Raw genomic sequence first — 23,083 nt, forward strand, 5'->3', positions numbered from 1 at the left:
GTCCCGCCGAATTTCGATAGCGTTTTAGGTTGTAACGCCGGTTATCTTATACCCAGGCGTTTAAAATCTCAAATCCAAATTAACGTCTGTCAGGCGCAATGATGGTCGTTAATCGTCAAAACTATTTCAAACTCAGGCTCCTGCCATGATGGCAAATTTGCCTGCCGATAGTCTTGTTGAATTGGAAGACGCGGTCGCAACTTGCCCTCCGGAGCGTTGCACGCGCATTCTCGAAGGCATCACCCACCTGCTTACCACGAACCGCGATTACCCCCAGCAAATGCTGGTCGGTGTGGTCGATGGTGTCCTGCTACGCCTGACGGAACGGGTCGCGGTTAACGCACTGATGCGGCTCAGCAGGGCGCTCGCTGAACTGAACGTGGCGCCGCAGGGGACACTCCTGCGGCTGGCCTTGCACGAGGATCCGGACGTTGCTTGTTCGCTCCTGCTCGAATCGCAGGCACTTTCCGCGCCCGATCTCGTTGCGATTGCGAGCTCGCGCGGCGAGCGGCAGCAACGCGCGATCTGCGACCGCGACAGCATCCCGCCTGATGTGACCGAGGCGCTGATCAGGCACGGTGGCCGGCCGGTTTATCCCGCGCTGCTCAAGAACCCGGGGACGAAATTCTCCGATGCGGCCTATGCCGCACTGATCGCCGGGGCCGGACAGGATGACGAAATCATCAAGGCGCTAGCGCTCAGGCCGGATACCCCCGACCTCATCGTCAGGAAGTTGTTGTCCGCTCCCGCCGGCAAGACGCTGCCCGACAAGACACCGCCGGCCGAGCCCGACGCTTCCGCCGTGCCGCCGACGCACGATGCGGCATCCGGTCCGACAACACCCGCTCTACCCTGTCCGGCGGCCTATGCGAACGCACGGCCTGAGATCGTCGCCCTCGCCCGGGTCGGCAAGCTCAACGACTCCACTGTGAACCGCTTTGCGATCCGCGGAGAGACTGCAAATCTGGTCACCGCGCTGTCGGTGCTCTCGGGGGCTCCGATCGAGATCATCGAGCACGTCATGACCGACGAGAATTGCGAGGGCCTAGTCATGGCCTGCCGTGCCTCGCGGCTGAACTGGGCGACCACGCTCGCGATCCTCAGCAACCGCAGCGGCGTTGGACTCTCTTTCGCACAGCGCGAACGCGCGCAGCTCATCTTTGAAACACTGCTCTTGTCGACCAGCCAATGGACGGTGCGCTGGGGAGAAATCGCAGCAGGGGCAGGCTCAAGCGATCCAGGACATCGCAGCGCAAAAGCGGGGGTTAGCCGATGAGGTTCGACGGTCGAAAGGCGTCTCGCGTGAAAATGGATCACCGGCAGCCCGTCAATCTGATGGGCTCGGACGGCACCTGGCGGCGCAGCTGCGTTCTGCTCGACGTGTCGCAGACCGGCGCGAAAGTCGAGGTCGAGGGTACGCTCGACGTGCTGCAGGCGAAGGAATTCTTCATGGTGCTGTCGTCGACGGGGCTCGCCTATCGGCGCTGCGAGCTGGTGTGGATCGACGGCACCACGGCCGGCGTTCACTTCATCACTGCAGACGGCAAGAAGAGAACTGCACGCGCATCGGCAGCCACCGCGCCGGGCTCGTGCAAACCAGGTGATCCGAAACTCCGTTCCACGCATTGAAGTTCAGTGCCGTAACTCCAGGTCAGACCGTGACGAGCGCGCGAACCATCTCAAAACCCGCCGTCAATAGCGACGGCGGTGTCCGGGCGGCAGAGACGGCGCGCCCACTCGTCCAAGTGCTGGCCGACACGTCCGGCAAGCTATCCGGCATCCGCTCGATCCTTGAAGAGAAGTTCACTGTCGCGGGCGAACGCCTCGACGCCGATGCCAAGCTCGCGCAGGTGCCTTACGCGATCGTCGTCCGCGCGGAGTTGCGCGACGTCGACAACATCACGGCCATCAAGAAGCGCGCCGGCAAGCTGGCAAAGGCCAGGAAACGCGTCTTCCTGCTCGAGCACACTTCTCACGCCGGCATTTCGCAAGCCTATGCGCTCGGGGCCACGCTCGTGCTTCCCGGCACGATCAACCGGATCAAATTGCTGGCGGCCCTGTCCGATCATGCCGCCCCGGTGACCGCCTCACCGGGCGGCGAGGCGCAGCAGGTCGACGCGGTCGAGACCGCAGCGACCGCCATCGCCACGATGTTCACGTCCGTCACCCTTGGCCAGCCGCTCGACGTCGACGGCACCAGGGAAGCCGGGCGCCAGATTGCCGATCGCATTATCGAGCATGGCCTGTCCGAGTGGTTGACGACGGTACGCCGCCACCACGAGGGAACCTATCAGCACTGCCTGCTGGTGACCGGTGTCACCATCGACTTCGGTCTCAGCCTCGGCGTGGGCAAAGCCGATCTGGAGCGCCTCTACTCGGCCGCGATGTTTCACGACATCGGCAAGGCCCAGATCCCGCTCGCCATTCTCGACAAGCCGGGTCGTCTCGATGCCGAAGAGCGCGCTCTGATCGAAACGCACCCGGCGGCGGGCTATGGGTTTTTGAAGAACCACGAGGGAATTTCGCCCGAGATCCTCGATGCCGTGCTGCATCATCACGAATATCTCGACGGCAGCGGCTATCCGGACGGGCTGTACGCCGAAAGCATCGGCGATATCGTGCGAATTCTCACCATCTCGGACATCTTCGCGGCACTCATCGAGCACCGCCACTACAAACCGACGATGCCGCGCGCAGAGGCCTACAACATTCTCTGCGGAATGAATGGCAAGCTGGAGAACGCGCTGGTCGCCTCGTTCAAGCAGGTCGCCCTCACGCGGTAAACGCTGCCCTTCCACTCGAATACCTGCCCTAGTGCGTGGCGCGGTATTTGGCGCGGCGGGGGATCGAGTTGCTGGCCAGACCTTCGGCCAGCAGCTTCATGTCCTCGCGTTTGCCGCTCCGGATCAGCCGCCCGAACTCGTCGGAGGTGAAAGGAAGAGTGGGATCATCATCGATCGGACGCCGCACTCGCGGGCCGAACAACCGTCGCACCAGGCTAGCCAGCCGCCGCATATCGATTCCCTCGCGCCAGCAACAAACCTTTCAGCCTGCATATTGTTCCTCCCGCACGATCGAGATTGCAAGAGCTTGCTGACGACTCCGCACCAAAAAAAGTTTCGCCGGAGAACAATCTCCTCTTTGTCGTGCTAATCGGCAAAGCCCACGTAACGCACGAACTCATCGTTGTGCTCGCGGTCTGAGCGAACCGCGTTCGCGGCAAAGCCGTCGTCGGGATAGCCCATCGCGACGCAGGTCATGATGACCTCGTCCTCCGGAATATCAGCGACCTCGCGCACGATGTCGGAGCGCATGATGCCCTGCCCGTTGATGACGGAGCCGAGACCGCGGTCCCACGCTGCGAGCACGATACCGTAGCAGAGCGCGCCGAGATCGAAATGGCAGACCGCGCCGGGATCGAGCACGCGGTCATATGTCAGCACCAGCGAGACCGGCGCGTCGAACTGGCGGAAGCCGCGCAGCACCCAGTCCTGGCGCATCGGCTTGTCGTCGCGCGCAATCCCCATCGCGCCGAACAGCTTCTTGGCGATGTCGACCTGCCGGGTGCGATGCACGCCCTGATACTCGCCGTGGCTGACGATGTCGCGCTTGACCTTGGCGCCACCGATCATCTCCTCCATGTTGCGGCGGCGTACTTCTTCGAGCGGACGCCCCGTAAGCACGTGAACGTGCCAGGGCTGGGTGTTCATCGACGACGGCGCGCGCTTGGCGCTCTCGATGATCGCCTCGATCACCGCGCGCGGCACCGACTCGTTCCTGAAACCGCGCACGCTGCGGCGCGACTGAATCAGCGTCTCGAATTCCACTCCTTGGCCTCCCTGCCCGTTCATCCCCGCGCATCACAACACGTGGCCGGTTGCCGATGCGGCGCGCAAAATCTATGCTAACCCGCAAGCAAGACCAAGAACCCTGTGAGGACCTCATGCCCACGCCGCTCGATCCCGTCATCGCCCAGATCATTCCGCTCATGCCGATGCGCGATCCCGCGGTCATGACGCCACAGAGCGCCCGCGATTCCTTGCGCGCACTGGCTGCTTCGCGCGCCGCAATCCCGCCGCCGCCGGTCGATCGTGTGCAGGATATCAAGGTGAACGGCGGCGCCGGCCCGCTCGATGCACGTGTCTACCGGGTCGGCACGGCGCCGGCACCGACCGTGGTGTTCTTCCACGGCGGCGGCTGGGTCGCGGGCGATCTCGAAACCCATGACCGGCAAGCGCGCAATCTCGCGATCGAGACCGGCGCGGTCGTCGTCTCCGTCGATTATCGCCGTCCGCCGGAGACGCGCTTTCCCGGCGCCTTCGAAGATGCCTTTGCCGCGGTGCGCGACGTATTTAGCCGTGTCGCGGAATTTGGCGGCGACGCAAAACGCTTCGGTGTTGCCGGCGACAGCGCCGGCGGCAATCTCGCGGCGACAACGGCGATCGCCTGCCGCGATGCCGGCATCAAGCTCGCCGCGCAATTGCTGGTCTATCCCGTGACCGACGTCGCAGGCAGCTACGCCGATGCGGGCGAGAACGCGCGCTTTCCCTCACGTGCCGAGAATGCCGAAGGCTACTTCCTGACGCGCGCCACGATGGAATGGTTCTGCGGCCATTATCTCGCCGATCCCGCTCAGGCGAGCGACTGGCGCGTTTCGCCGTTGCGCGCGCCATCCCTCGCAGGCCTTGCGCCCGCGATCGTCACCACCGCCTGGTTCGATCCCCTGCGCGATGAGGGCACAGCCTATGCCCGGGCGCTCGAGGCCGCCGGCGTGCGCGTCAAGCACCATGAAGGCCCCGGCCTGATCCATGGCTATTTCGGCATGGGCGACGCTTCGGACGTCGCGCGGGCCGAAGCGCAGCGCGCGCGGGCCGATTTCAAGGCGCTGCTCGCGCGCGGGGAATAGCGGATGCGACGAAGTTCGTAGCCCGGATGGAGCGAAGCGCAATCCGGGTTTCTGGCCCCACGGGCGGTCGAGCGTGCGGTTGGCCTGGCCCCGGATTGCGCTACTATCGGGCCGGCGCCCGAAAGCTCCATCCGGGCTACGAGGCTCGCTAGACGCTCCGCGCCCGCTGCGCCGCCGTGTGCCCCCAGGCCTCGTCCCAATCCTGGCCGGAGGCGTCGACCACGCGGCCATCGGCCTCGAAGAACTTGTTGGGCACCTGGAAGATCGCAAGGATCAGCGCCCCGTCTGGGCACCAGGCGGCGTGCCGGCTGCCCGCCTCGCGCCAAATGAATTCGCCGGCCTTGCAGGCGATGCCCTGGGCGGGCCCCTCCTTGTCGACAAGCGCGCCCTCGATCACGTAGCTCTGCTCGATGCCGACATGCTCGTGATCGGGCAGCACCGATCCCGGCGCGAAGCGCATCATGGCGGTCATCAGGCCGGTGTCGCGATCGAACAGCAAGGTCTTGGCCTCGCAGCCGGGAAAGCGCGTCTTCTGCCATTCCATGGCCTGAGGTTGAACCAGATGGGAATGCCGGTCGGCGGTCTGCGGGCTCGTCACGGCGTCCATGGCAACGCTCCGTTCCTGCTGCAATGGCATGAGCCTAGCAGGTTCGCACCGCGCGGTCAGCGCGCAGTGCAGCAAGCAGCTGGCCAAAATCCCAAAAGCGACCCCGCCGTGCGCGAGGGCGAGACTCATTCATCGCACGCAGAAAATATCCGCACACCACGACCCGGCAACGCCGATCCTGCTTGATTGCGCCACGATTCCCGGCTCCAATCCTCAGCGCCATTTCTGGTTTAGGAGACACCCATGATGAAGCGGATTTTGCTGGCTGCGATCGTTGCCACCTTTGCAGCGGGCTCGGCCTTCGCGGAGGACACCTGCGAGAGCAAGGCGGTCGGCAAGGACGGCAAGCCGCTGGCCGGCGCCGCCAAGACCTCGTTCCTGAAGAAGTGCAAGGCCGACGCCTGCGCGCCCAAGGCCGTCAGCGCCGACGGCAAGCCGCTCGCCGGCGCCGCCAAGAACAGCTTCATGAAGAAGTGCGAAGTCGGCGCGTAAGGGCGCCACGACGAAGCTGAACTCCCTCGCCCCGCAAGCGGGGCGAGGTGAAGAGCGTCACTCCCGCCTGAACCGATAATCGAATGCCCCATCCAGCGGCCTGATCCATCCCACCGTCGGCGCCGGAAAATGGATCGGCAGGATCAGCGTGTCGATGTCCGCAACCGACGCAAAAAACTTTCGCCGTGAGAGCGCCGACTGCTTCGGATCCCAATCCGGCATTGCCGACCAGTCCGGCTCGCGGCACTGGATCTGGTGATGCATGAGATCGCCGGCGACCACCGCGCGCTGGCCCTTCGAAAAGATATTCACGCAGCAATGGCAGGGCGAATGCCCCGGCGTCGGCGTCAGTGTGACCGTATCATCCAGCGCGTAATCGTCATCCACCAGCAATGCCTGCCCGGCTTCGACGATCGGCAGGCAATTATCACGGAAGACCGTGCCGGGCGGATTGTTGCCCTTGGCGTGCTCGGCCTCCCAGGCCGCGTACTCCCCCTTGTGAAAGACGTATTTGGCGTTCGGGAACGTCGGCACCCAGCGGCCGTCGCGCAAGGTCGTGTTCCAGCCGGTGTGGTCGATGTGCAGATGCGTGCAGAACACATAATCGATCTGCTCGAAGCCGATGCCGAGCGCGAACAATTCGTTGCGCCAGCGCTCCTTGCCGGGAAAATCGAACGGCGGCGGATGGCCCTTGTCCTCGCCTGTGCAGGTGTCGACCAGGATGGTGTAGCGCGGCGTGCGCACGACGAAGGTCTGGTAGGTGATGACCATCATGCCGCGCGTGACATCGAACACCTCCGGCTCCATCGTCGGCAGATGACGCCTGAACACGCCCTCGTCATAAGCCGGAAAAAAATCTTGCGGCCGCCGCCAGGGGCCCTCCCGCTCGATCACCGCGTCGATCGTGATGTCCCCGATCCTGAGCTGCTTCACGCGCCCTCCCCTGATTTTCTCTAGCGTAGCGAACGAGTTCGCAGCGTTCAACACACACGGGCGTGTACTTGCGTTGACGAGTTCCCATAGCTCGCGCGACAGAGCTCCGCTTGGAGTCTTGCGACAGCATTCACACAGCGACGCAGATGCGTCGCCTGGGCGTCACACGCGCGTCGTCGGCCCCGCTCGATAATCTCTGCGTCATTCGAGATTGATCGCGCACAGGTTGCGCAACAAAAAGCACGGGGCATTCACGTGAAAAAGCTCTTCTCCCTGATCTCTTCGTTATCGCTCGCCGCAACACTGACAGGCGTTGCAGCGACGGCACACGCCGATCAGGATGACAGCGGCCGCGGTTTCGACAATGTCCGCGATCGCGACCATGATCGGGGCCATCACCACGGCCGCAGATCGCCAGTGATCCTCATCTCGCTCGACGGCGCAAAACCCGACTTCATCCGGCAGTTCATCGACGAAGGCGTGCTGCCGCGCGATGGCGGACTGGCGCGGCTGAGCCGCCATGGCGCGGTGGCGTTGCAGAACATCACGGCCTCGCCGTCACTCACCGCGGTTTCCCATATCGAGATCGCCACCGGCTCGACCGCCGTTCACAACGACATTCCCTCCAACACCTTCCAGGCGATCGTCGGCCCGATCACATCGAGCCTCAGCGGCTTTGCGGCGCCGATCGGCGGCTATCGCGAGAGCCCGCTTGGGCCCTCGCCGCGGCCGTCGGCGCTGCCGCTATGGGTGCAGCTGCGTCAGCAGGGCAAGAAAGTGGTCACCGCGACGTGGCCGGGCGGCGACGGCGCCGACATCTCGATCAACGGCACCGTGGTGCAGCCGGCCCAGCCGATCCGCGTCACCGACTACACCGTGCCGTTCGGCGCGTTCGGCGGGCTCGGCGCCCAGGGCTTTTCGCTGACGCAGACGAACTTCGCGCCCGATCCGGCGGTGGCCGCGGCGTTGCAGGCGGCCGGCCGCTTCTCGTTCAGCCCAGTGCTGGCAACGCCCACGCCGATCGAGACGTTCTCGTGCGCCTCGGTGCAGACCGCGACCTGCACCAGCGCGGCCACGCAGGACCTCAAATACGCGATCCGAGTGGCGGCGCTCGACACCACCAACGACAACAAGTTGAACTACGACACCCTCGTGTTCTTCGACGCCACGCGCGGCATCACGGCCGGGCCGTTCAAGCCGCCGGCGACTGGACCTGCCTATGCCAAGCTGGGCGGCGAGAACGCGCCGTTCTTCTTCGAGGGCAGCGGCGCCCGGGTCGGCGCCGCCTACTTCGTCTCGCAGCTCGCGCCCGATCTGTCGGTGGTGCGCTTTGCCCGCTACGGCGCCAATTACATCCCGCGCAACACGCCCGTGCTGGCCGACGTCGACGACATCAACAACAGCATCGGGTTCTGGCGCCCGCAGGCCGACTTCCGCATTCCGGAGCGCCTCAGCCCGGGCTTCACTGATTTCCCCGACATCGAGATCGAGGCGATGTACGAGGACATGGTCAAGACCTTTGTGCGTTACCAGGCCGACATCGGCGAGCGCGCGATCAAGAACCATCCCGACGCCGATCTGGTGATGATCTATATCGAGCAGCCGGACGGCTCCGAGCATCAGTTCCTGCTCACCGATCCCCGCCAGGGCACCAATCCGAAGGCCCCGAGCTCGGTCGGCGCCGGCCAGGACGCCGCCAAGGTCGCCCGCTACAAATCGTACATCCGCTTCGCCTATCAGACCGCCGACAAGGCGGTGAAGCAGATCGCTGAGGCGGCGGGGCCGGACAGCAACATCATCGTCGTGTCGGACCACGGCTTCGCACCGTTCCACACCTCGGTCAGCATGACCAACATCCTGAAGAATGCCGGCATCGACACCAGCAAGGTGGCGATCCGCACCTCGGGTCCGGCGGTCAACATCTACGTCAACCTGCAGCAGCGCGAGTCCGGCGGCACCGTCGACCCCGCGACCTACGCCGCGCTGGTCACCCAGATCACCGACGCCGTGAAGAACGCGGTCGATCCCAACCCGAAATTCAACTTCTCGCTCGAGGGCGGACGGCTCTTCACCGTGGTCGAGACCCGTCCGCTCCAGTGCGAGGCTGGGATCGGGCAATGCACCAGCAAGACCATCGGCCAGGATTTTGGCGATGTGTTCGCGCTGATGGCTCCGGGGTACAATTTCGACGGCATCCAGAACCCCGGCGTCGCCCGCCTCGGCGATGCGACCTTCAATGCGGCGACGACCACGCTGTCGATGCCGAACTTCTACGGCGCCCACGGCCACGATCCAAAGCTGCCGGTGATGAGCGCGACCTTCATCGCCGCCGGCCCGCAGATCCGCAACAACACGACGATCCGCCGTATGCGCAACCTCGACGTGGCGCCGACCATCATGCAACTCCTGGGCGTCCGGCCGCACCAGGTCGACGGCGAGTTGCTGCGCGAGATTTTGCGGTAGCCGAATAACGGCCGCACGGGATGGGCGCCGATCAGCGCCCATCCTCACCGTCGACAGCGAGCAAATCGGCGAAACACAACCGCCGGGCCCAGTGGCACGAATTTATGTGTTTATTTATGATTTAATTCACAGCGAATTTCCATTTCGGCTGTAAAGTCCCACTGCGCAACACGGTAGCGCTCAGGCCTTCCGCTTTGCAGTCAAGTTGCTGAAACCGATTGTGGCTCTGTGCAGATAGGGCTGAAAAGGCCGCCAGGATCAGGCCCACTACCCGCTTCGGGGAGCGAGTTTCCCAAGTTCGCGGACACGACAGGCGTGCCTCGTCTGACATGGCGCTCACCGGAAGGGAGATTCGCTGTTTATGATTTGGGGGCCGCGTCATTCAGCAAAATGTCGGCGCGCGCGCAAGCGGGCGTTGACGTTGTTTGGAGCACGAGGTGCCCGGTGCGCGCTGTCAATAGCGTCATGGTCTGCTATCCTGCCCCCGTTCTGCAAGGTAGCGGGGTGGTCAAGGTGAACCATCCGGGGATCGATGCTGCAGAGGCGGCCCCGCCATCGCGGCGCGTACTTGCAATTCTGGCCGCCGACGTCGTGGGCTACGCTCGCCTGACCGAGGTGGCGGAGGAGGCAACACACATCCGCCTGCGAGCGCTTCGTTTCGGCGTGATCAACCCGTGCGTCGTCTCCTTCCGCGGCAGGATCGTGAAGAATACCGGGGACGGCTTTCTCGCCTCGTTCGATTCCTCCCTTGATGCCGCGCGCTGTGCGGTCGCCTTGCAAGCCGAAGTCGCGGCCGCGCAGACCCGGGAAGGATACGATCGGAAGATTCAATTTCGAATGGGTCTGAACGTTGCGCAGACCATCGTCGAATCCGAGGACATCTTCGGAAAGGGCGTCAATATCGCGGCGAGACTCGAGCAGTCGGCGCCGGCTGGCGGCGTGGTGCTTTCAGATGAGATGTTCCAGCAGATCAAGGACCGGCTCGACGTGCCGGTCCAGGATCTGGGCGTGCTCCGGCTCAAGCATCTCGCACGCCCCGTTCACGCCTATTCTCTGCTGCTGCCTGAGGCCGAACGACTGCCCTCGGGCGACCACCGCAAGGCGAGCCGCCAGGCCAAGGTGCCCTACATCGCGGTGCTGCCGTTTCGTACGCAGGGAGCGAATCCTGTGGACGATTACTTCGGCGATGGGACGGCCGACGAGATCGTCGTGGCGCTTCAGAGCCTCCGCGGGCTGTTCGTCATTTCAAGCATGTCCACCTCTCCCTATCGCAGCGGACCGATCGACAACCAGAGGATCGGCCAGGAGCTCGGCGTCCGATATGTCCTGAGCGGCAGCATCCGACGCGCCGACAAGCGGCTTCGCATCGGCGTGGAATTGCAGGACGTCGAAGCGGGGATCTTGCTCTGGGCAGATCATTATGATGGCGATGTCTCCGAACTGTTCGAATTTCAGAGCCGCATTGCGACACGCATCGTATGGAGCATCGCTCCCCAGGTCCGCGAGGCAGAGCTGAAGCGCGCGCTGCAAAAACGCTCGGACAATCTCAATGCCTACGAGCTGCTCATGAAGGCGATCGACTTCATGTACCGCATGAATTTCTTCGACTTCGGCCGGGCGGGCGAGCTGTTGCAGGCCGCGATCGCTGCGGATCCGAGCTATGCTACGCCCTATGCTTATGCAGCGCTCTGGCACATTCACAATGTCGCGCAGGGCTGGGGCGCCGAGGGCGGCCCCGATGCGGCGGAAGCGGCGCGCCTCGCCACGGCGGCGGTCGATCGTGCGCCGGCAGACGGCTTCGCACTCGCCGTTCTCGGACACACCAAGGCGCTGCTGTTCAAGGACTACGACTCAGCGCTCGACCTCTTTGATAGAGCGTTGAGCGCGTCACCCGGAAATGCTATGGCTTGGACCCTTAGCAGTGGCGTGTACGGCTACCTTGAGGAGGGCCAATCAGCGATCACGCGCGCTGAACAGGGATTGCGGCTGTCACCGGCCGATACGCAGGCATATTTCTACCTGATGTTCCTCGGCCAAGCGCATTACATCAACGGCAATTACGACGAGGCGGTCGTGTGGGCCCGCAAGACCGCAGCTCTGAACGGACGGCTGTCCGCCAACCTGCGTGTTCTGGCAGCCGCCTACATTGCGAAGGGTCAGAACGATGAGGCCCGGAGCGTTACCAGGACGCTTCTGGAGATACAGCCTCGATTCAAGCTTTCGGCCTATCGTGAGCGATGCCCGTTCAAAATTGGTTTGCGGGAACGCTTCATCGAACATTTGCGAGAGGCAGGCTTGCCGGATTGAAACCATGCTGCATTTGCAGCGAACCACAGGAGGATCCCGTCATGGGGGGAAATTGGTTCGGAGGCAACTGGTTTGGTGGCAATTGGTTCGGAGGAAACTGGTCAGGCGGCTCGGGCGGCGGTGGATCGCCCGTGTTCGCGATGCGGGCCGATCGGCCACTTGCCGAGATCACCATCACGCGGGACTACTACGCCAAGTTCCGAGACTCTGAATGGGATCCGGATCTGCGCGCCATCGCGATCATGCCGGAGTTTCTGGCCCAGACCATCGGCGGCAAACAATGGCAGGCGGCGGTCGCGCTGCCGCCACCCACCTTCCCCGTCACTGCGAAGATGATCGACGAGGTCCTGGTGCTGGCTGTCGCGGAGCGGCCGGAAGCGCTCGGCGAGATCGTGGAGGAGAACCAGAATTTTCAGCTGCGATGGCTGCAGCTTCTCAACATCAGCGCCACGTCCCACCCGCAAACGTTCCTGCTGATGAAGATCATGGCCCGGGTCGGCGAGTTTGCGATGGTCCAGCTCAAGCTCCAATATCCGAACCCGGCTGGTGCCGCCCCCCCACCCTATTGGTACCAGCCGCGACCAAGCCAAGTCTGCCCGACGCTGTATCCGCCGGTCCAGGTCCCGGGGCACCCGGCCTATCCGGCCGGGCACGCGCTCATTGGCACGCTCACCTCCGAATGCCTGGCCGACCTGCTCCCTCAATACGCGGAGGCCTTGCGCGCGCTGGCCGCGCGAGTCGGGATGAACCGGGTGATCGCGGGACTGCATTATCGCGAGGACATCGACGCGGGCGCCAGGGCCGCGATCGTCATAAGGCGCTTTCTGATCGCTTGCCCGTTCTACGCGGCCACGTTCGCACTCGCGCAGAAAGAATGGCAGTGAGACCACGCGCAACCTGACCACGGCAGCGGAGGCAGTCATGACGCCTTGGGAATTGCACACCGGCTATGTGCGGGTGCTGGCGCAGCGCAATCAGGATGGCATGCTCGTGAGGGCGGCAAACGACCTGCTCAAGGGCGATAGTCCGGTCGGCGCGATGCGCGAATACATTCAAAGGAACGCGGCGCCCGACTTTTTGATCGACGGTGAGTTCGGCGCCTTGCCGCTCTGGGACGGCGCCGATCAGCGACCTGCAGTCTCGACCAGGGACAGGGGCAAAAATGCGTCGGCGCTCCTCGCGCTCGATAAATCGAAGAAATTCCTGATCCGCGCCTACGTTTCTCCCGAGAGCCTCGCCAAGCCGGGATTCAACAATGGCGAGCCGGTCTGGTTGGATCCTGATGTGCGCGGCCAGCTTGCTTTACCCCCTGCCAACAAGGCCACCGGCGATACCGAGATGGTTCGGCAGGATCTCAACACCCCGACGCTGCAGCACAACGGCCTTCACGGCGCGGGTGTTGCCGTCGCCATCGTTGATACCGGCATCTGCAAGTCACATCTTGAGACGCGATTCGGCCTCAACCTGGACCTGGATGTCGGCAATTCGTGGACGCCTCCGACCGTGGCGACGACGCCGGGACTCCATCGCATTGGACACGGAACGATGTGTGCCTACGGCATGCTCGCGGTGGCCCCAAAGGTGACGCTGCTCGACTATCCCTTGCTGCTTGGGCGGCCGGCGGGGGAGCACACCGTCAGTGCGACGATCTCGGAAATGATGCGCGGTTACTTGATGCTGATCTGGCGCTGGGCGGTCACTGGCGCCATTCCGCAGACCGCGCTCGTGGTCAACAATAGCTGGGGCATCTTTCATCCGAGCCTCGACGATTTTCCGCCCGGTGATTCCAGGCGCTACATCGACAATCCCAATCACCCCTTCAGGCTGTACATCTGGTTGCTCACGGCATTCGGGGCCGACGTGGTTTTCGCCGCCGGCAATTGCGGCGACGGCTGCCCCAATGCCGTGTGTCTGCAGCGGACGGACGGCATGATCATGGGCGCCAACGCCTATGACGAAGTGCTGACGATCGCCGGTTGCGACATCCTGGACGCGCGCGTCTGCTATTCCTCGCAAGGACCGTCGATCGCGGGCATGCCTCAAAGGAAGCCCGACATCACCGCCTATACGCAGTTTCTCGGCTCGAAGGTCCTGCGCGGCCCGCGCGGCTTCGAACCTGATACGGGAACGTCGACATCATGCGGCGTCGCATCCGGGTGCATCGCCGCGCTGCGGACCGTGCAATCGCCGATGGCGACGGATCCGGCAACCATGATTGCGGTCTTGAAGGCGACGGCACGCCCCCAGGGCGCCGCTGTGCCCAACTACGATTACGGCTACGGCATCGTCCGGCCGGTGGCGGCCGGGCGAAGCCTGGGCATCATTCATTGAAGCGCGCAGATCGCCAGCCGAGCCACCGTCAAACGATCAAAAGCCCCGAACGGATGGGCGCCGATCGACGCGCATCCCGCGAATTCATTGCAACTCTCTCGATTTGGTTGTAGCCCGGATGAAGCGAAGCGCAATCCGGGAAACTCTCGCGTGGTTCGCTATCGGCGAAATTTCGTACCCGGCGGCGCTTACTTCTTCACCGCGACGCTGGACGATCGAAGATCGTCCGCGTTGGTGGACAACGTCGCGCAGTTGCGCGCAGCATTTAAGACGACCCGGATCGAAAAGCCGTTCACGATCGACACGATCGTGATCCTGCCTGACCATCTCCACGTCATCATGACGCTGCCGGAAAATGACTCGGACTTCTCCGGTCGATGGCGACGCATCAAGAGCCTGTTCACGCACCGGCTCGTCGCTTCCAGCGTGCCTGTTGTTCGCAATCATCGCGGCGAGTTCGGCCTGTGGCAGCGACGATTTTGGGAGCACACCATTCGCGACGACGCGGATTTCGAACGATGCGCCGACTAAATCCATTTCAATCCCGTCAAGCACGGCCTCGTCGCGTCACCGATCGACTGGCCCTACTCTTCGCTCCATCGCTACATTCGTGCCGGCATCCTGCCCGCCGATTGGGGCGGCAGCGGCGAGATCACCGGCAATTTTGGCGAACGCGGGGAGTGATCCCGGATTACGCTTGCGCTCCTTCCGGGCTACGGAATCCCGCCGGCGCTCTCGTAGCCCGGATGGAGCAAAGCGTAATCCGGGGCCAGACCATCCGCATCGCACAACCGCTCGCGTGGGAGAAATCCCGGATTGCGCTGCGCTCCATCCGGGCTACAAGCCACCCCTACGACCGCAACCCCGGCGCCTCCTGCCCCGTGCGCGCCACGTACTCCGTGTATCCGCCGCCGTACTGGTGGATGCCCTCGGGCGTCAGCTCCAGCACGCGGTTCGACAGCGTCGCCAGGAAATGCCGGTCATGCGAGACGAACAGCATGGTGCCCTCGAAATCTGCGAGCGCCGTGATCAGCATCTCCTTGGTGGCGAGGTCGAGATGGTTGGTGGGCTCGTCCAGCACCAGGAAGTTCGGCGGATCGAACAGCATCTTGGCCATCACCAGCCGCGCCTTCTCGCCGCCCGAGAGCACGCGGCAGCGCTTCTCGACGTCGTCGCCGGAGAAGCCGAAGCAGCCGGCGAGCGCGCGCAAGCTTCCCTGCCCCGCGGTCGGAAACTGGTCTTCCAGCGACTGGAACACGGTGCGTTCGCCGTCGAGCAGGTCCATCGCATGCTGGGCGAAATAGCCCATCTTGACGCTGCCGCCTAACGCCACCGTGCCCTGGTCGGGCTCGCTCGCACCGGCAACCAGCTTGAGCAGCGTCGACTTGCCGGCGCCGTTGACGCCCATCACGCACCAGCGCTCGCGCCGGCGGATCATGAAGTCGAGGCCGTCATAGATGCGCTTGGCGCCATAGCCCTTGTAAACGTTCTTCAGCGCCACGACGTCCTCGCCCGAGCGCGGCGCCGGCGGGAAATCGAAGGCGACGCTCTGGCGGCGGCGCGGCGGCTCGACCCGCTCGATCTTGTCGAGCTTCTTGACCCGGCTCTGCACCTGCGCGGCATGCGAGGCGCGCGCCTTGAAGCGCTCGATGAACTTGATCTCCTTGGCGAGCATGGCCTGCTGGCGTTCGAACTGCGCCTGCTGCTGCTTCTCGTTCTGCGCGCGCTGCTGCTCGTAGAATTCGTAATCGCCGGTGTAGGTGGTGAGCGAGCCGCTGTCGATCTCGATCACCTTGGAGATCACGCGGTTGATGAACTCGCGGTCATGCGAGGTCATCAGCAGCGTGCCTTCGTAGTCGTGCAGGAATTTTTCCAGCCAGATCAAGCTTTCGAGGTCGAGATGGTTGCTCGGTTCGTCGAGCAGCATGACGTCGGGCCGCATCAGGAGAATGCGCGCCAGCGCCACGCGCATCTTCCAGCCGCCCGAGAGCTTGCCGACGTCGCCGTCCATCATCTCCTGGCTGAAGCCGAGACCGGACAGGGCCTCGCGCGCCCGGCCATCGAGCGCATAGCCGTCCAGCTCCTCGAACCGGTGCTGCACCTCGCCATAGCGCGCGATGATCTCGTCCATCTGGTCGGCCTTGTCAGGATCGGCCATATCAGCCTCGAGCGCGCGCAGCTCGGCCGCGACCTCGCTGACGGGACCGGCGCCATTCATGACCTCGGCCACGGCGCTATGGCCGGACATCTCGCCGACGTCCTGGTTGAAATAACCGATGGTGATGCCGCGATCGGTCGAGACCTGCCCCTCGTCGGGCAGCTCCTCGCCGGCGATCATGCGGAACAGCGTGGTCTTGCCGGCGCCGTTCGGCCCGACCAGGCCGATCTTCTCCCCCTTGTTGAGGGCCGCCGAGGCTTCGATGAACAGGATCTGGTGGCCGGCTTGCTTGCTGACGTTGTCGAGGCGGATCATGGGGTCTTTTGGGGGGATTTTTGCGTTGCAGCGTCATAGGGCATACGAGCCGCCAGGGGAAGCCCGGCGGGGTACGGATTTCGCTATCCCAAGCCGCGCAGAGCTTCCGCGCCGCGATCCCGCGCCGGAGCCATTACGCTCCGAGGGCCCCAACGCCTGCCGCGGCGGCCTGCGCATCCTGGGTTGACTGCATGCCCGAGACGCCGATCGCTCCGATCACCCTGCCGTCGCGAAGGATTGGAAGGCCACCCTCCAGAGGCGTCAGGTTGGTCATGCCCAGCAATCGCCAGTGAAGGCCGCCGTCCGCCAGCGCGGATTCGAACGCCCCGGTCGGCCGCCTGAAATCGACGGCGGTCTTCGCCTTCTGCTGCGCGACGAGCACGCTGCCATGCTGCGCCTGATCGAGACGATACAGCAGGACGAGATGGCCGCCGCTGTCGGCAACGGCGATCACCATGGGCCAGCCATGACGTTGCGCTTCGGCACGCGCCGCATCGGCCACGCGCGTCGCCTCGTCGAGCGTGATCGGCGCGCCATAGAGAGGCGTCAGGGCCTGAGGGACGTTTGCTGCGCGGGAATCCGATTTCGTCATGAGAAGCTCCGGGTGGTTGGGAGCCCATTCACAACACATCACATCTATGATGATAATATGCGGAGATATGGATATATTATCTCACTTTTCGGAAGAATGACGTTGGCCTCGCTTGCAGACTACGCGGTGCTTCTGGCTGTCCTCGACGAGGGAAGCCTGACGTCCGCGGCAACGCGCCTCGGCAGATCGCTGCAATCGGTGAGCCGTTCGCTTGCGCGGCTCGAAGACGACCTTGGCGTGGAGCTCGTGTCGCGCACGACGCGGCGCCTAAATCCAACGCAAGCGGGCCTCGAATTTTCCGATCGGATCCGCCTCGCGCTCACGACCATCGACGCCGCGCGTGAGGACCTGCTCGCCAGCAACCGGCGGCTTGCCGGCACCATCCGCGTCGGCACGTCGAGCCTGTTCGGCCCTGAATATGTGACTCCCGTGCTGAGCCAATTCCTGACGCGGAATCCGGAGATCGACCTCGAACTCGTCCTGTCCGACGAGCGTGTCGATCTCGTCGCCGAGAAGCTCGATTTCGCCGTTCGCATCGGCAATCTGCCGGACTCGAACTTGCGGATTCGCCGCCTCGGTGGACTGAGCTGGGCCGTGTTCGCTTCGCCGGTCTATCTCGCGGCCCATGGTCGGCCCGAGCATCCAGAAGAACTATCCCGGCATGAATGCGTGTTGCGAGCCGGTGACGATGACAGATGGGCATTCGGCGGCGACAGGCAGCGTATCGAAGTCCATGGTCGTTTTCGGTCGGAAAGCGCCGCGGCACGCAACGCGGCCGTCGCGTCCGGCTTTGGCATCGGGATCGCCCCGCTTTGGCAGGTCCGCAGACTCATCGATCAGGGGATCGTCGAGCAGATCCTTGTCGGCCACGAGCCGCCCCCCATCCCGCTCCAGATCGTCTGGCCCAAGCGAGGAACCGGCGCGATGCCTCGGCGGGTCCGTGCCGCCATCGAATTCCTCGTGGCGCGGCTGTCCGCCCAACGGATATGACGACTGTCTCCCGGCGAAGACCGCGCCAGCGTACTCAACCGCGATCGCGCGAATTGACGTTCACGCGCGCCCCGTCAGCTTGAGCGAAGCCGCAAGGCGCAGGCTGCACTTGCCGGCGTGACGTCTGCCAATGCTCCATAATGGACTCGCCGCTGCGCCGTCAGGCGGAAGCCCTTACGAGGCAAGAAAAATGAAAAGCGCCATCGCAACAGGCACAAAAATCGCCAAAGCCAACAGCTGCCCTTTTGCGAAATCGTGAAGATCGACCGGGTCGATTGGAAAGAGACCGAGAGCACAATTCGCATAAAGGAACGAGTTCTGATCTTCACCATCCGCCCGGTGTGCAGATGGAGCCTTGTCGTCCCCCGCATCACGAACGAGAGACGTTTGTGGTTGCCGCGGAGATATCTCGACCATCGCGTTTCTCCTCCAATCTGCAAGAGGCGCGCCGAAGTCAAAGGGTGATGCCGTGGTCCACTGTCAAAACCTCCGCAGGGCGGATCGTTCAGCGTCGTCCGCTTGCGAAGCTGTACTCGAGCGCAAATACGCGAACGGCGGCCTCCGCCAGCGATGGGCAGGTAGCGGGCAACCGCAAGGTTAAGGCGCGTATTATAGGACCGTTCCGGCGCCGTGTTCACTGAAACAGCGGCGCGCTCGCCGAGAGCGCAATATCAGCCCCGGCTTCACGCAGCGCGGCTGCTGACGGGACCCGCGCCATTCATCACCTCGCCGGCCCGGAGGTGAAGCCCGGCCGGGACCTGGGTTCTACGCCCGTGCGGCACCAGACGGAGCCTTTTCGCCGGACGACAGAACGGCCGCGGCGGCCTTCTCCGCGTCGTAAGGAAAGATCCACTCGGCCGCCGACATCCAGCCGCGCATCCTCTGCGCCTGCTCCACGGGATCGCCGCCGGCGGATCGGTAGAACCGGCCGGCAAGGCGTGAGGCTGCCTGCACGCGGCTGGTCCGCTCCAGCCTCAGGTCCTGGTAAGCCTTCAGACGTGCCGGGATCTCGCCGCGTCCGGCGTGCTCCAGCAGGACGGCAAGCGCGAAGCCGTCCTCGATGGCTTGTCCCGCGCCTTGGCCGAAATGCGGCACCATCGGATGGGCGGCGTCACCGAGAAGTGTGACATGCCCGCGCGACCAATACGGCAATGGCGGCCGATCGTAGATGCCCCAGCGGAAGCTGTGATCGAGCGCCGCGATCAGGGCCTCGACCGGCGCATCCCACCCCTCGTACTCGCGCGCAAGCGCTCTGACATCTCCCGGTGCGAACCAGGTCTCCTCCATGTCACGCATGCTCGGGACGAACGCGACGATGTTGATCAATCGCCCCTGCGACACCGGAAAACAGATGAAGCTGCGACCATCCCCCATCCACATGTTGAGGCCCCGCAGCTCCGCGCCCCATGCGAGCCTTTCTGCCGGCACCAGGCCGCGATACGCCACGATGCCTTCGCTGGTCGGTCGCGCCGACAGGCCGATCTGCCGCTGGACCACCGAATGGATGCCGTCCGCACCGATGACCACGTCCGCATCGCAGACCACGCCGTTGGCAAAGGTCAATCGCGCTCCGTGCTCCGTGTCAGCGACGGCCACGCAGCGATGTCCGAACCGGACCGGTCCTTTCACCACACCCAGCAGCATCTCGAGCAGCTCGACGCGGTGAATCTGGTAGCTCAGCGCCATGGGCGCACCCGGTCTCGAAACGGGCTGTCCCTGAGACGTTCGCAGCGTCAGCCCCTGGCTCCGAGTGATGATCTGCTCGATCGCCGCGCAAAGCGAGGTACGTTTGAGCAGCATCAGCGCATTCGGAGGGATGGAGAGTCCTGCCCCGGCCTCACGCGGCGATTCTGCTCCCTCGAAGACGGCGACGTTCAGGCCCCGCGCGCACAGCGCCAGCGCCGCAGACAATCCGCCGATCCCCGCGCCGACAATCGCGACATTCAGCCGGCCGGTCATGGCCGGATCCCCGTCGAACAGTGTCATTTCAGGATTCGATCTGTGGTCAGTTGCCGACGACATCATCGAGCAGCACCCATCGCGTACCGTTGAAACGCGCCATCCTGGCCTTTCTCCAGCCGATCCGGCTCGACGGGGTGACGTTGATGGTCAGGCCGGGCAGAAATGTCGGCAGTTGCAGCCCTTCGATGTTGGTGGCCTGCCTGATGAGATTGTCCCGCGACAGGTCGTCGCCGCACTTCTTCAGGACCTCGACGATCATTTGAGCGGTCGCATACGGGAAGATCGATTCCTCGATGTCGTCGTTCGGTGCCCACTGCTTCATGAAGGCCCGAAACTCTCGCATGCCGGCATCCTCATCCCACATGGGATCCTCTGATGTCTTCAGCCAGAACGCGCTGACCGCACCCGTCGATGCGGCAAGTCCGGCCGGACGCAGGACCGCCGAAATGCTGCTGACGCCGGACAGCAGCACGTGCTGGACCTTCCAGTTGAGCTCATGCGCCTTGCGGATCGCTTGCGCGGCGAAGCGTGGATTGGAGGCGTGAAACAGGGTATCGGCACCGGAGGCTTTGAGCGCCACGATCTGTGAATCGACCGTCGGCTCCATGATGTCGTACGCGGCCTCGGCGACCACCATGCTCGAAGCGCGCGAACCCAGAGCGGCCTTGAACCCGGCCAAATTGCCCTTCCCGAGATCGTCGTTCTGAAAGATCACGGCGACCTTCGCGTCAGGCTTGGTCTTCAGCAGATACTCGGCGTAGATCCTGGTCTCGGCCGGTTGCGGCATCATGAACGTGGTCGTCCATGGCAGGTTCTCGGGGTCGTCGAGCTTCGAGGTGCTGGCCAGCAGCAGGATCTGCGGGACCTGCTTGCTGTTGAGATATTTCGTCACCGCAAGGTTGGTCGGCGTGCCGACCGATCCAACGATCGCGAGCACATTGTCGTCCTCGACGAGCTTTCGCGTCTGCTGCACCGTCTTGGTCGGCGAAAAGGCGTCGTCGAGCGAAACGAGCGTCACCTTGCGGCCGTTGATGCCGCCCGACGCGTTGATCATGCTGAGATAGGCCGCTTCAATCCGACCGAAGCGGCTCAGCGACGAGATCGGCCCGCTATAGGGAACCGTCTGGCCGATCTTGATTTCGGTATCGGTGACGCCGGGACCGTATTTCTTGCCAGCCGCAGCGACGGGTGAAAGGCCGACGATCGAAAGGCTTAACGCAGCAAAGATCAGAGGCCGGATCATGGAGGCTTACCTCGTGCTGGCGGCCCTGACGGCGCCGTTTTGCCATCCCGGGCTGTAAGATAATGCTGTACAATCGTCCCAGCGTCCCGAAACTCCGCCGAAATTTTCCGAAAGCAAGTTCCACGAGGGGTTCTTTGAAATCATCGCAGTCCCCGATCCTCGTCGGCGACCGGATGGTGGATCTGGCTCGTGAAACCTTGCGCGACGGACACGGCGACATCGTCCCCTTGCGCCCGCGCGCCTGGGCCGTGCTGCGACTGCTTGCGACACGACCAGGGCAATTGATCAGCAAGGACGAGATCATGGATGAGGTCTGGTCGGACTGCGAGGTCACGGAGGATTCTCTCGTCCAGGCAATCGGCGACGTTAGGCGCGCTTTGGGAGATGCAGGCCGCTTGGCCCTGAAGACACTGCCTCGCCGAGGCTACATGCTGGTCGTCGATGAAAGGCCGATCGATGCCACCGTCGTTTCCGGCAACACGCCGCGGTCATCCGATACCGCAGAGCTGCCGGCGGCTGCGATGCCGCATTTGTCCATCGTCGTGCTGCCATTCGCCAACATCGGCGGCGATCCCGCGCAGGACTATTTCGTCGATGGCGTCACGGAAAGCCTGACGACGGATTTGTCGCGCATCGCCGGCTCGTTCGTGATCGGCCGCAACACCGCGTTCACCTTCAAGGGAAAAGCCGTCGACGCCAGGCAGATCGGCCGCGATCTCAACGTGCGCTACGTGCTGGAAGGCTCGGTGCAACGCGGCGGCAACCGCTTTCGCCTGAATGCGCACCTGACCGACACCGAGACTGGAAGCCATGTCTGGGCAGACCGCTTCGACAAGCCCGCGGCCGAACTGCTGGACATGCAGGACGAAATCGTGTCGCACCTCGCCAACACCTTGAATGCCGAGCTCATCGCCGCCGAAGCGCGACGCGCGGCACGATCGCCCCGCCCGGACGCGATGGATCTGTATTTCCAGGGCCGAGCGCTCCAAAACAGAGGCGTCACTCGCGCGCTCCTGACGCAGGCCAGGGATTTCTTCGCGCGATCCCTGGCGCTCGATCCCGGCAACATCGAAGCCGCGGTCGCGGCAGCTCAGGTCGAGGTGTCCGTGGGATCGGCGTTCATGGCCGACGACGTCAACACACATTTTCAAGCCGCGGAGACGGCTTTGAATGGCGCGTTGCTGCATGCCCCCAATCATCCCAGAGCCCACATGTTGCTCGGCGCTGTGCAGATTCAGACGAGCCGCATCGAAAATGGCATCGCCCAATGCCGCAGGTCACTGGCGCTTGATCGCAATCTGGCCGATGCCCACGGCTTCATCGGCCTCGGCAAATATCAGTCCGGCCGTAGCGAGGAAGTCGAGGGTCACATTCAGGAGGCACTCCGGCTGTCCCCCCGCGATACGCGCGCCTTTCTGTGGTACATGTTTGTCGGGCTGGCCAAGCTGGGCATCAAGCAAGACCATGAAGCCATCGGCTGGTTTCGCCGCAGCCTCGAACTCAACCGCAATCACGCGCTCTCGCATTTTCACTTCGCGACCGCCCTTGCGCTGGTGGGGGATTTGAAGGAGGCGCGATCGATCGCCGACGCGGGACTTGCCCTCGATCCCGGCTTCACGATCCGCCGCTACCGCATCAACGCCAAAGGCGACAATCCGGTGTATCTCACCCGGCGCCAGCGCTACTTCGAGGGCTTGCGCCTCGCCGGCGTGCCGGAGGGCTGACGCGAAGCGCGCGAGAGGATCGGCAGCCCCGGGGCGGCCCCAACGTCCGCTTTGGGGTCG

20 protein-coding genes and 2 pseudogenes are annotated in these 23,083 nt (G+C 63.9%); 13 read left to right on the forward strand and 9 right to left on the reverse strand.

The features are described from left to right. Positions 1–145 precede the first annotated feature (145 nt). Genes N2603_RS24780 through N2603_RS24790 form a run of 3 tightly spaced genes read left to right on the forward strand, consistent with a single transcriptional unit; the run spans position 146 to position 2,783 of the window. Positions 146–1,276, forward strand: coding sequence for a DUF2336 domain-containing protein (locus tag N2603_RS24780; RefSeq protein WP_260384208.1), 1,131 nt, complete (start codon positions 146–148; stop codon positions 1,274–1,276). Continuing rightward, positions 1,273–1,629, forward strand: a complete 357-nt coding sequence (locus tag N2603_RS24785) for a PilZ domain-containing protein (RefSeq protein ID WP_018644696.1) — start codon at positions 1,273–1,275, stop codon at positions 1,627–1,629. The genes N2603_RS24780 and N2603_RS24785 overlap by 4 nt, the downstream gene beginning before the upstream one ends. A gap of 29 nt (positions 1,630–1,658) precedes the next feature. Next, entirely contained in the window at positions 1,659–2,783 is a 1,125-nt protein-coding gene (locus N2603_RS24790) for an HD-GYP domain-containing protein (RefSeq protein WP_260384209.1), read from the forward strand. Positions 2,784–2,811: 28 nt separating this feature from the next. On the opposite strand, the gene N2603_RS24795 is transcribed toward N2603_RS24790, so the two are convergent. Then, positions 2,812–3,015: a hypothetical protein gene (locus N2603_RS24795; RefSeq protein ID WP_026312250.1), complete on the reverse strand. Its 204-nt coding sequence runs from the start codon at positions 3,013–3,015 to the stop codon at positions 2,812–2,814. A gap of 134 nt (positions 3,016–3,149) precedes the next feature. Then, positions 3,150–3,827, reverse strand: coding sequence for a nitroreductase (locus N2603_RS24800; RefSeq protein ID WP_260384210.1), 678 nt, complete (start codon positions 3,825–3,827; stop codon positions 3,150–3,152). A gap of 116 nt (positions 3,828–3,943) precedes the next feature. Here N2603_RS24800 and N2603_RS24805 point away from each other — a divergent pair, with 116 nt between their 5' ends. Continuing rightward, positions 3,944–4,906, forward strand: a complete 963-nt coding sequence (locus tag N2603_RS24805) for an alpha/beta hydrolase (protein WP_260384211.1) — start codon at positions 3,944–3,946, stop codon at positions 4,904–4,906. A 148-nt stretch (positions 4,907–5,054) separates the two neighbouring features. Here N2603_RS24805 and N2603_RS24810 read toward each other — a convergent pair whose 3' ends face one another. Next, positions 5,055–5,513: a cupin domain-containing protein gene (locus N2603_RS24810; RefSeq protein WP_260384212.1), complete on the reverse strand. Its 459-nt coding sequence runs from the start codon at positions 5,511–5,513 to the stop codon at positions 5,055–5,057. Between the two features lie 243 nt (positions 5,514–5,756). Between N2603_RS24810 and N2603_RS24815 the strand changes: the two genes are divergently transcribed. Beyond that, positions 5,757–6,005 (forward strand): hypothetical protein, encoded by a 249-nt coding sequence (locus N2603_RS24815; protein WP_018644704.1) that lies wholly within the window; start codon positions 5,757–5,759, stop codon positions 6,003–6,005. A gap of 57 nt (positions 6,006–6,062) precedes the next feature. On the opposite strand, the gene N2603_RS24820 is transcribed toward N2603_RS24815, so the two are convergent. Next, the gene (locus N2603_RS24820) at positions 6,063–6,938 is read right to left on the reverse strand and encodes an MBL fold metallo-hydrolase (RefSeq protein ID WP_260384213.1); all 876 of its coding nucleotides are present in this window, start codon (positions 6,936–6,938) and stop codon (positions 6,063–6,065) included. Between the two features lie 255 nt (positions 6,939–7,193). Here N2603_RS24820 and N2603_RS24825 point away from each other — a divergent pair, with 255 nt between their 5' ends. From N2603_RS24825 to N2603_RS24845, 5 genes and pseudogenes are all read left to right on the forward strand, one after another. Continuing rightward, a complete protein-coding gene (locus tag N2603_RS24825; RefSeq protein WP_260384214.1) occupies positions 7,194–9,401 on the forward strand; it encodes an alkaline phosphatase family protein in 2,208 nt (735 codons plus the stop codon). Between the two features lie 444 nt (positions 9,402–9,845). Next, positions 9,846–11,708 carry an adenylate/guanylate cyclase domain-containing protein gene (locus N2603_RS24830; RefSeq protein WP_260384215.1) on the forward strand — a complete coding sequence of 621 codons (1,863 nt, stop codon included), beginning with the start codon at positions 9,846–9,848 and terminating at the stop codon, positions 11,706–11,708. Positions 11,709–11,848: 140 nt separating this feature from the next. Beyond that, complete coding sequence (locus N2603_RS24835) at positions 11,849–12,592, forward strand: phosphatase PAP2 family protein (protein ID WP_260424246.1); 744 nt, start codon at positions 11,849–11,851, stop codon at positions 12,590–12,592. 37 nt (positions 12,593–12,629) lie between these two features. Then, positions 12,630–14,039 (forward strand): S8 family serine peptidase, encoded by a 1,410-nt coding sequence (locus N2603_RS24840; protein WP_260384216.1) that lies wholly within the window; start codon positions 12,630–12,632, stop codon positions 14,037–14,039. Between the two features lie 150 nt (positions 14,040–14,189). After that, positions 14,190–14,723, forward strand: a pseudogene (locus tag N2603_RS24845) (REP-associated tyrosine transposase). A gap of 166 nt (positions 14,724–14,889) precedes the next feature. Here N2603_RS24845 and N2603_RS24850 read toward each other — a convergent pair. Next, positions 14,890–16,512: an ABC-F family ATP-binding cassette domain-containing protein gene (locus tag N2603_RS24850; RefSeq protein ID WP_260384217.1), complete on the reverse strand. Its 1,623-nt coding sequence runs from the start codon at positions 16,510–16,512 to the stop codon at positions 14,890–14,892. A 133-nt stretch (positions 16,513–16,645) separates the two neighbouring features. Beyond that, positions 16,646–17,104: a GlcG/HbpS family heme-binding protein gene (locus N2603_RS24855; protein WP_260384218.1), complete on the reverse strand. Its 459-nt coding sequence runs from the start codon at positions 17,102–17,104 to the stop codon at positions 16,646–16,648. A gap of 96 nt (positions 17,105–17,200) precedes the next feature. On the opposite strand from N2603_RS24855, the gene N2603_RS24860 reads away from it, so the two are divergent. Further along, on the forward strand, positions 17,201–18,094 hold the full coding sequence (locus N2603_RS24860) for a LysR family transcriptional regulator (protein WP_260384219.1): 894 nt from the start codon (positions 17,201–17,203) through the stop codon (positions 18,092–18,094). A gap of 174 nt (positions 18,095–18,268) precedes the next feature. On the opposite strand, the gene N2603_RS24865 is transcribed toward N2603_RS24860, so the two are convergent. The 3 genes from N2603_RS24865 to N2603_RS24875 all read right to left on the reverse strand — a co-directional run bounded on the left by N2603_RS24865 (position 18,269) and on the right by N2603_RS24875 (position 21,299). Continuing rightward, positions 18,269–18,511, reverse strand: a complete 243-nt coding sequence (locus N2603_RS24865; protein WP_260384220.1) for a hypothetical protein — start codon at positions 18,509–18,511, stop codon at positions 18,269–18,271. 348 nt (positions 18,512–18,859) lie between these two features. Beyond that, positions 18,860–20,080 (reverse strand): FAD-dependent monooxygenase, encoded by a 1,221-nt coding sequence (locus N2603_RS24870; RefSeq protein WP_260384221.1) that lies wholly within the window; start codon positions 20,078–20,080, stop codon positions 18,860–18,862. Between the two features lie 19 nt (positions 20,081–20,099). Then, positions 20,100–21,299 carry an ABC transporter substrate-binding protein gene (locus N2603_RS24875; RefSeq protein ID WP_260384222.1) on the reverse strand — a complete coding sequence of 400 codons (1,200 nt, stop codon included), beginning with the start codon at positions 21,297–21,299 and terminating at the stop codon, positions 20,100–20,102. A 173-nt stretch (positions 21,300–21,472) separates the two neighbouring features. On the opposite strand from N2603_RS24875, the pseudogene N2603_RS24880 reads away from it, so the two are divergent. Next, positions 21,473–21,673 (forward strand): annotated as a pseudogene (locus N2603_RS24880) (winged helix-turn-helix domain-containing protein); the annotation flags it as partial. A gap of 147 nt (positions 21,674–21,820) precedes the next feature. Then, positions 21,821–23,023, forward strand: a complete 1,203-nt coding sequence (locus N2603_RS24885) for a tetratricopeptide repeat protein (protein ID WP_260424247.1) — start codon at positions 21,821–21,823, stop codon at positions 23,021–23,023. The last annotated feature ends 60 nt before the right edge of the window (positions 23,024–23,083 follow it).

It is taken from the genome of Bradyrhizobium huanghuaihaiense (assembly GCF_025200885.1).
GTDB classification, from domain to species: Bacteria; Pseudomonadota; Alphaproteobacteria; order Rhizobiales; family Xanthobacteraceae; genus Bradyrhizobium; species Bradyrhizobium huanghuaihaiense.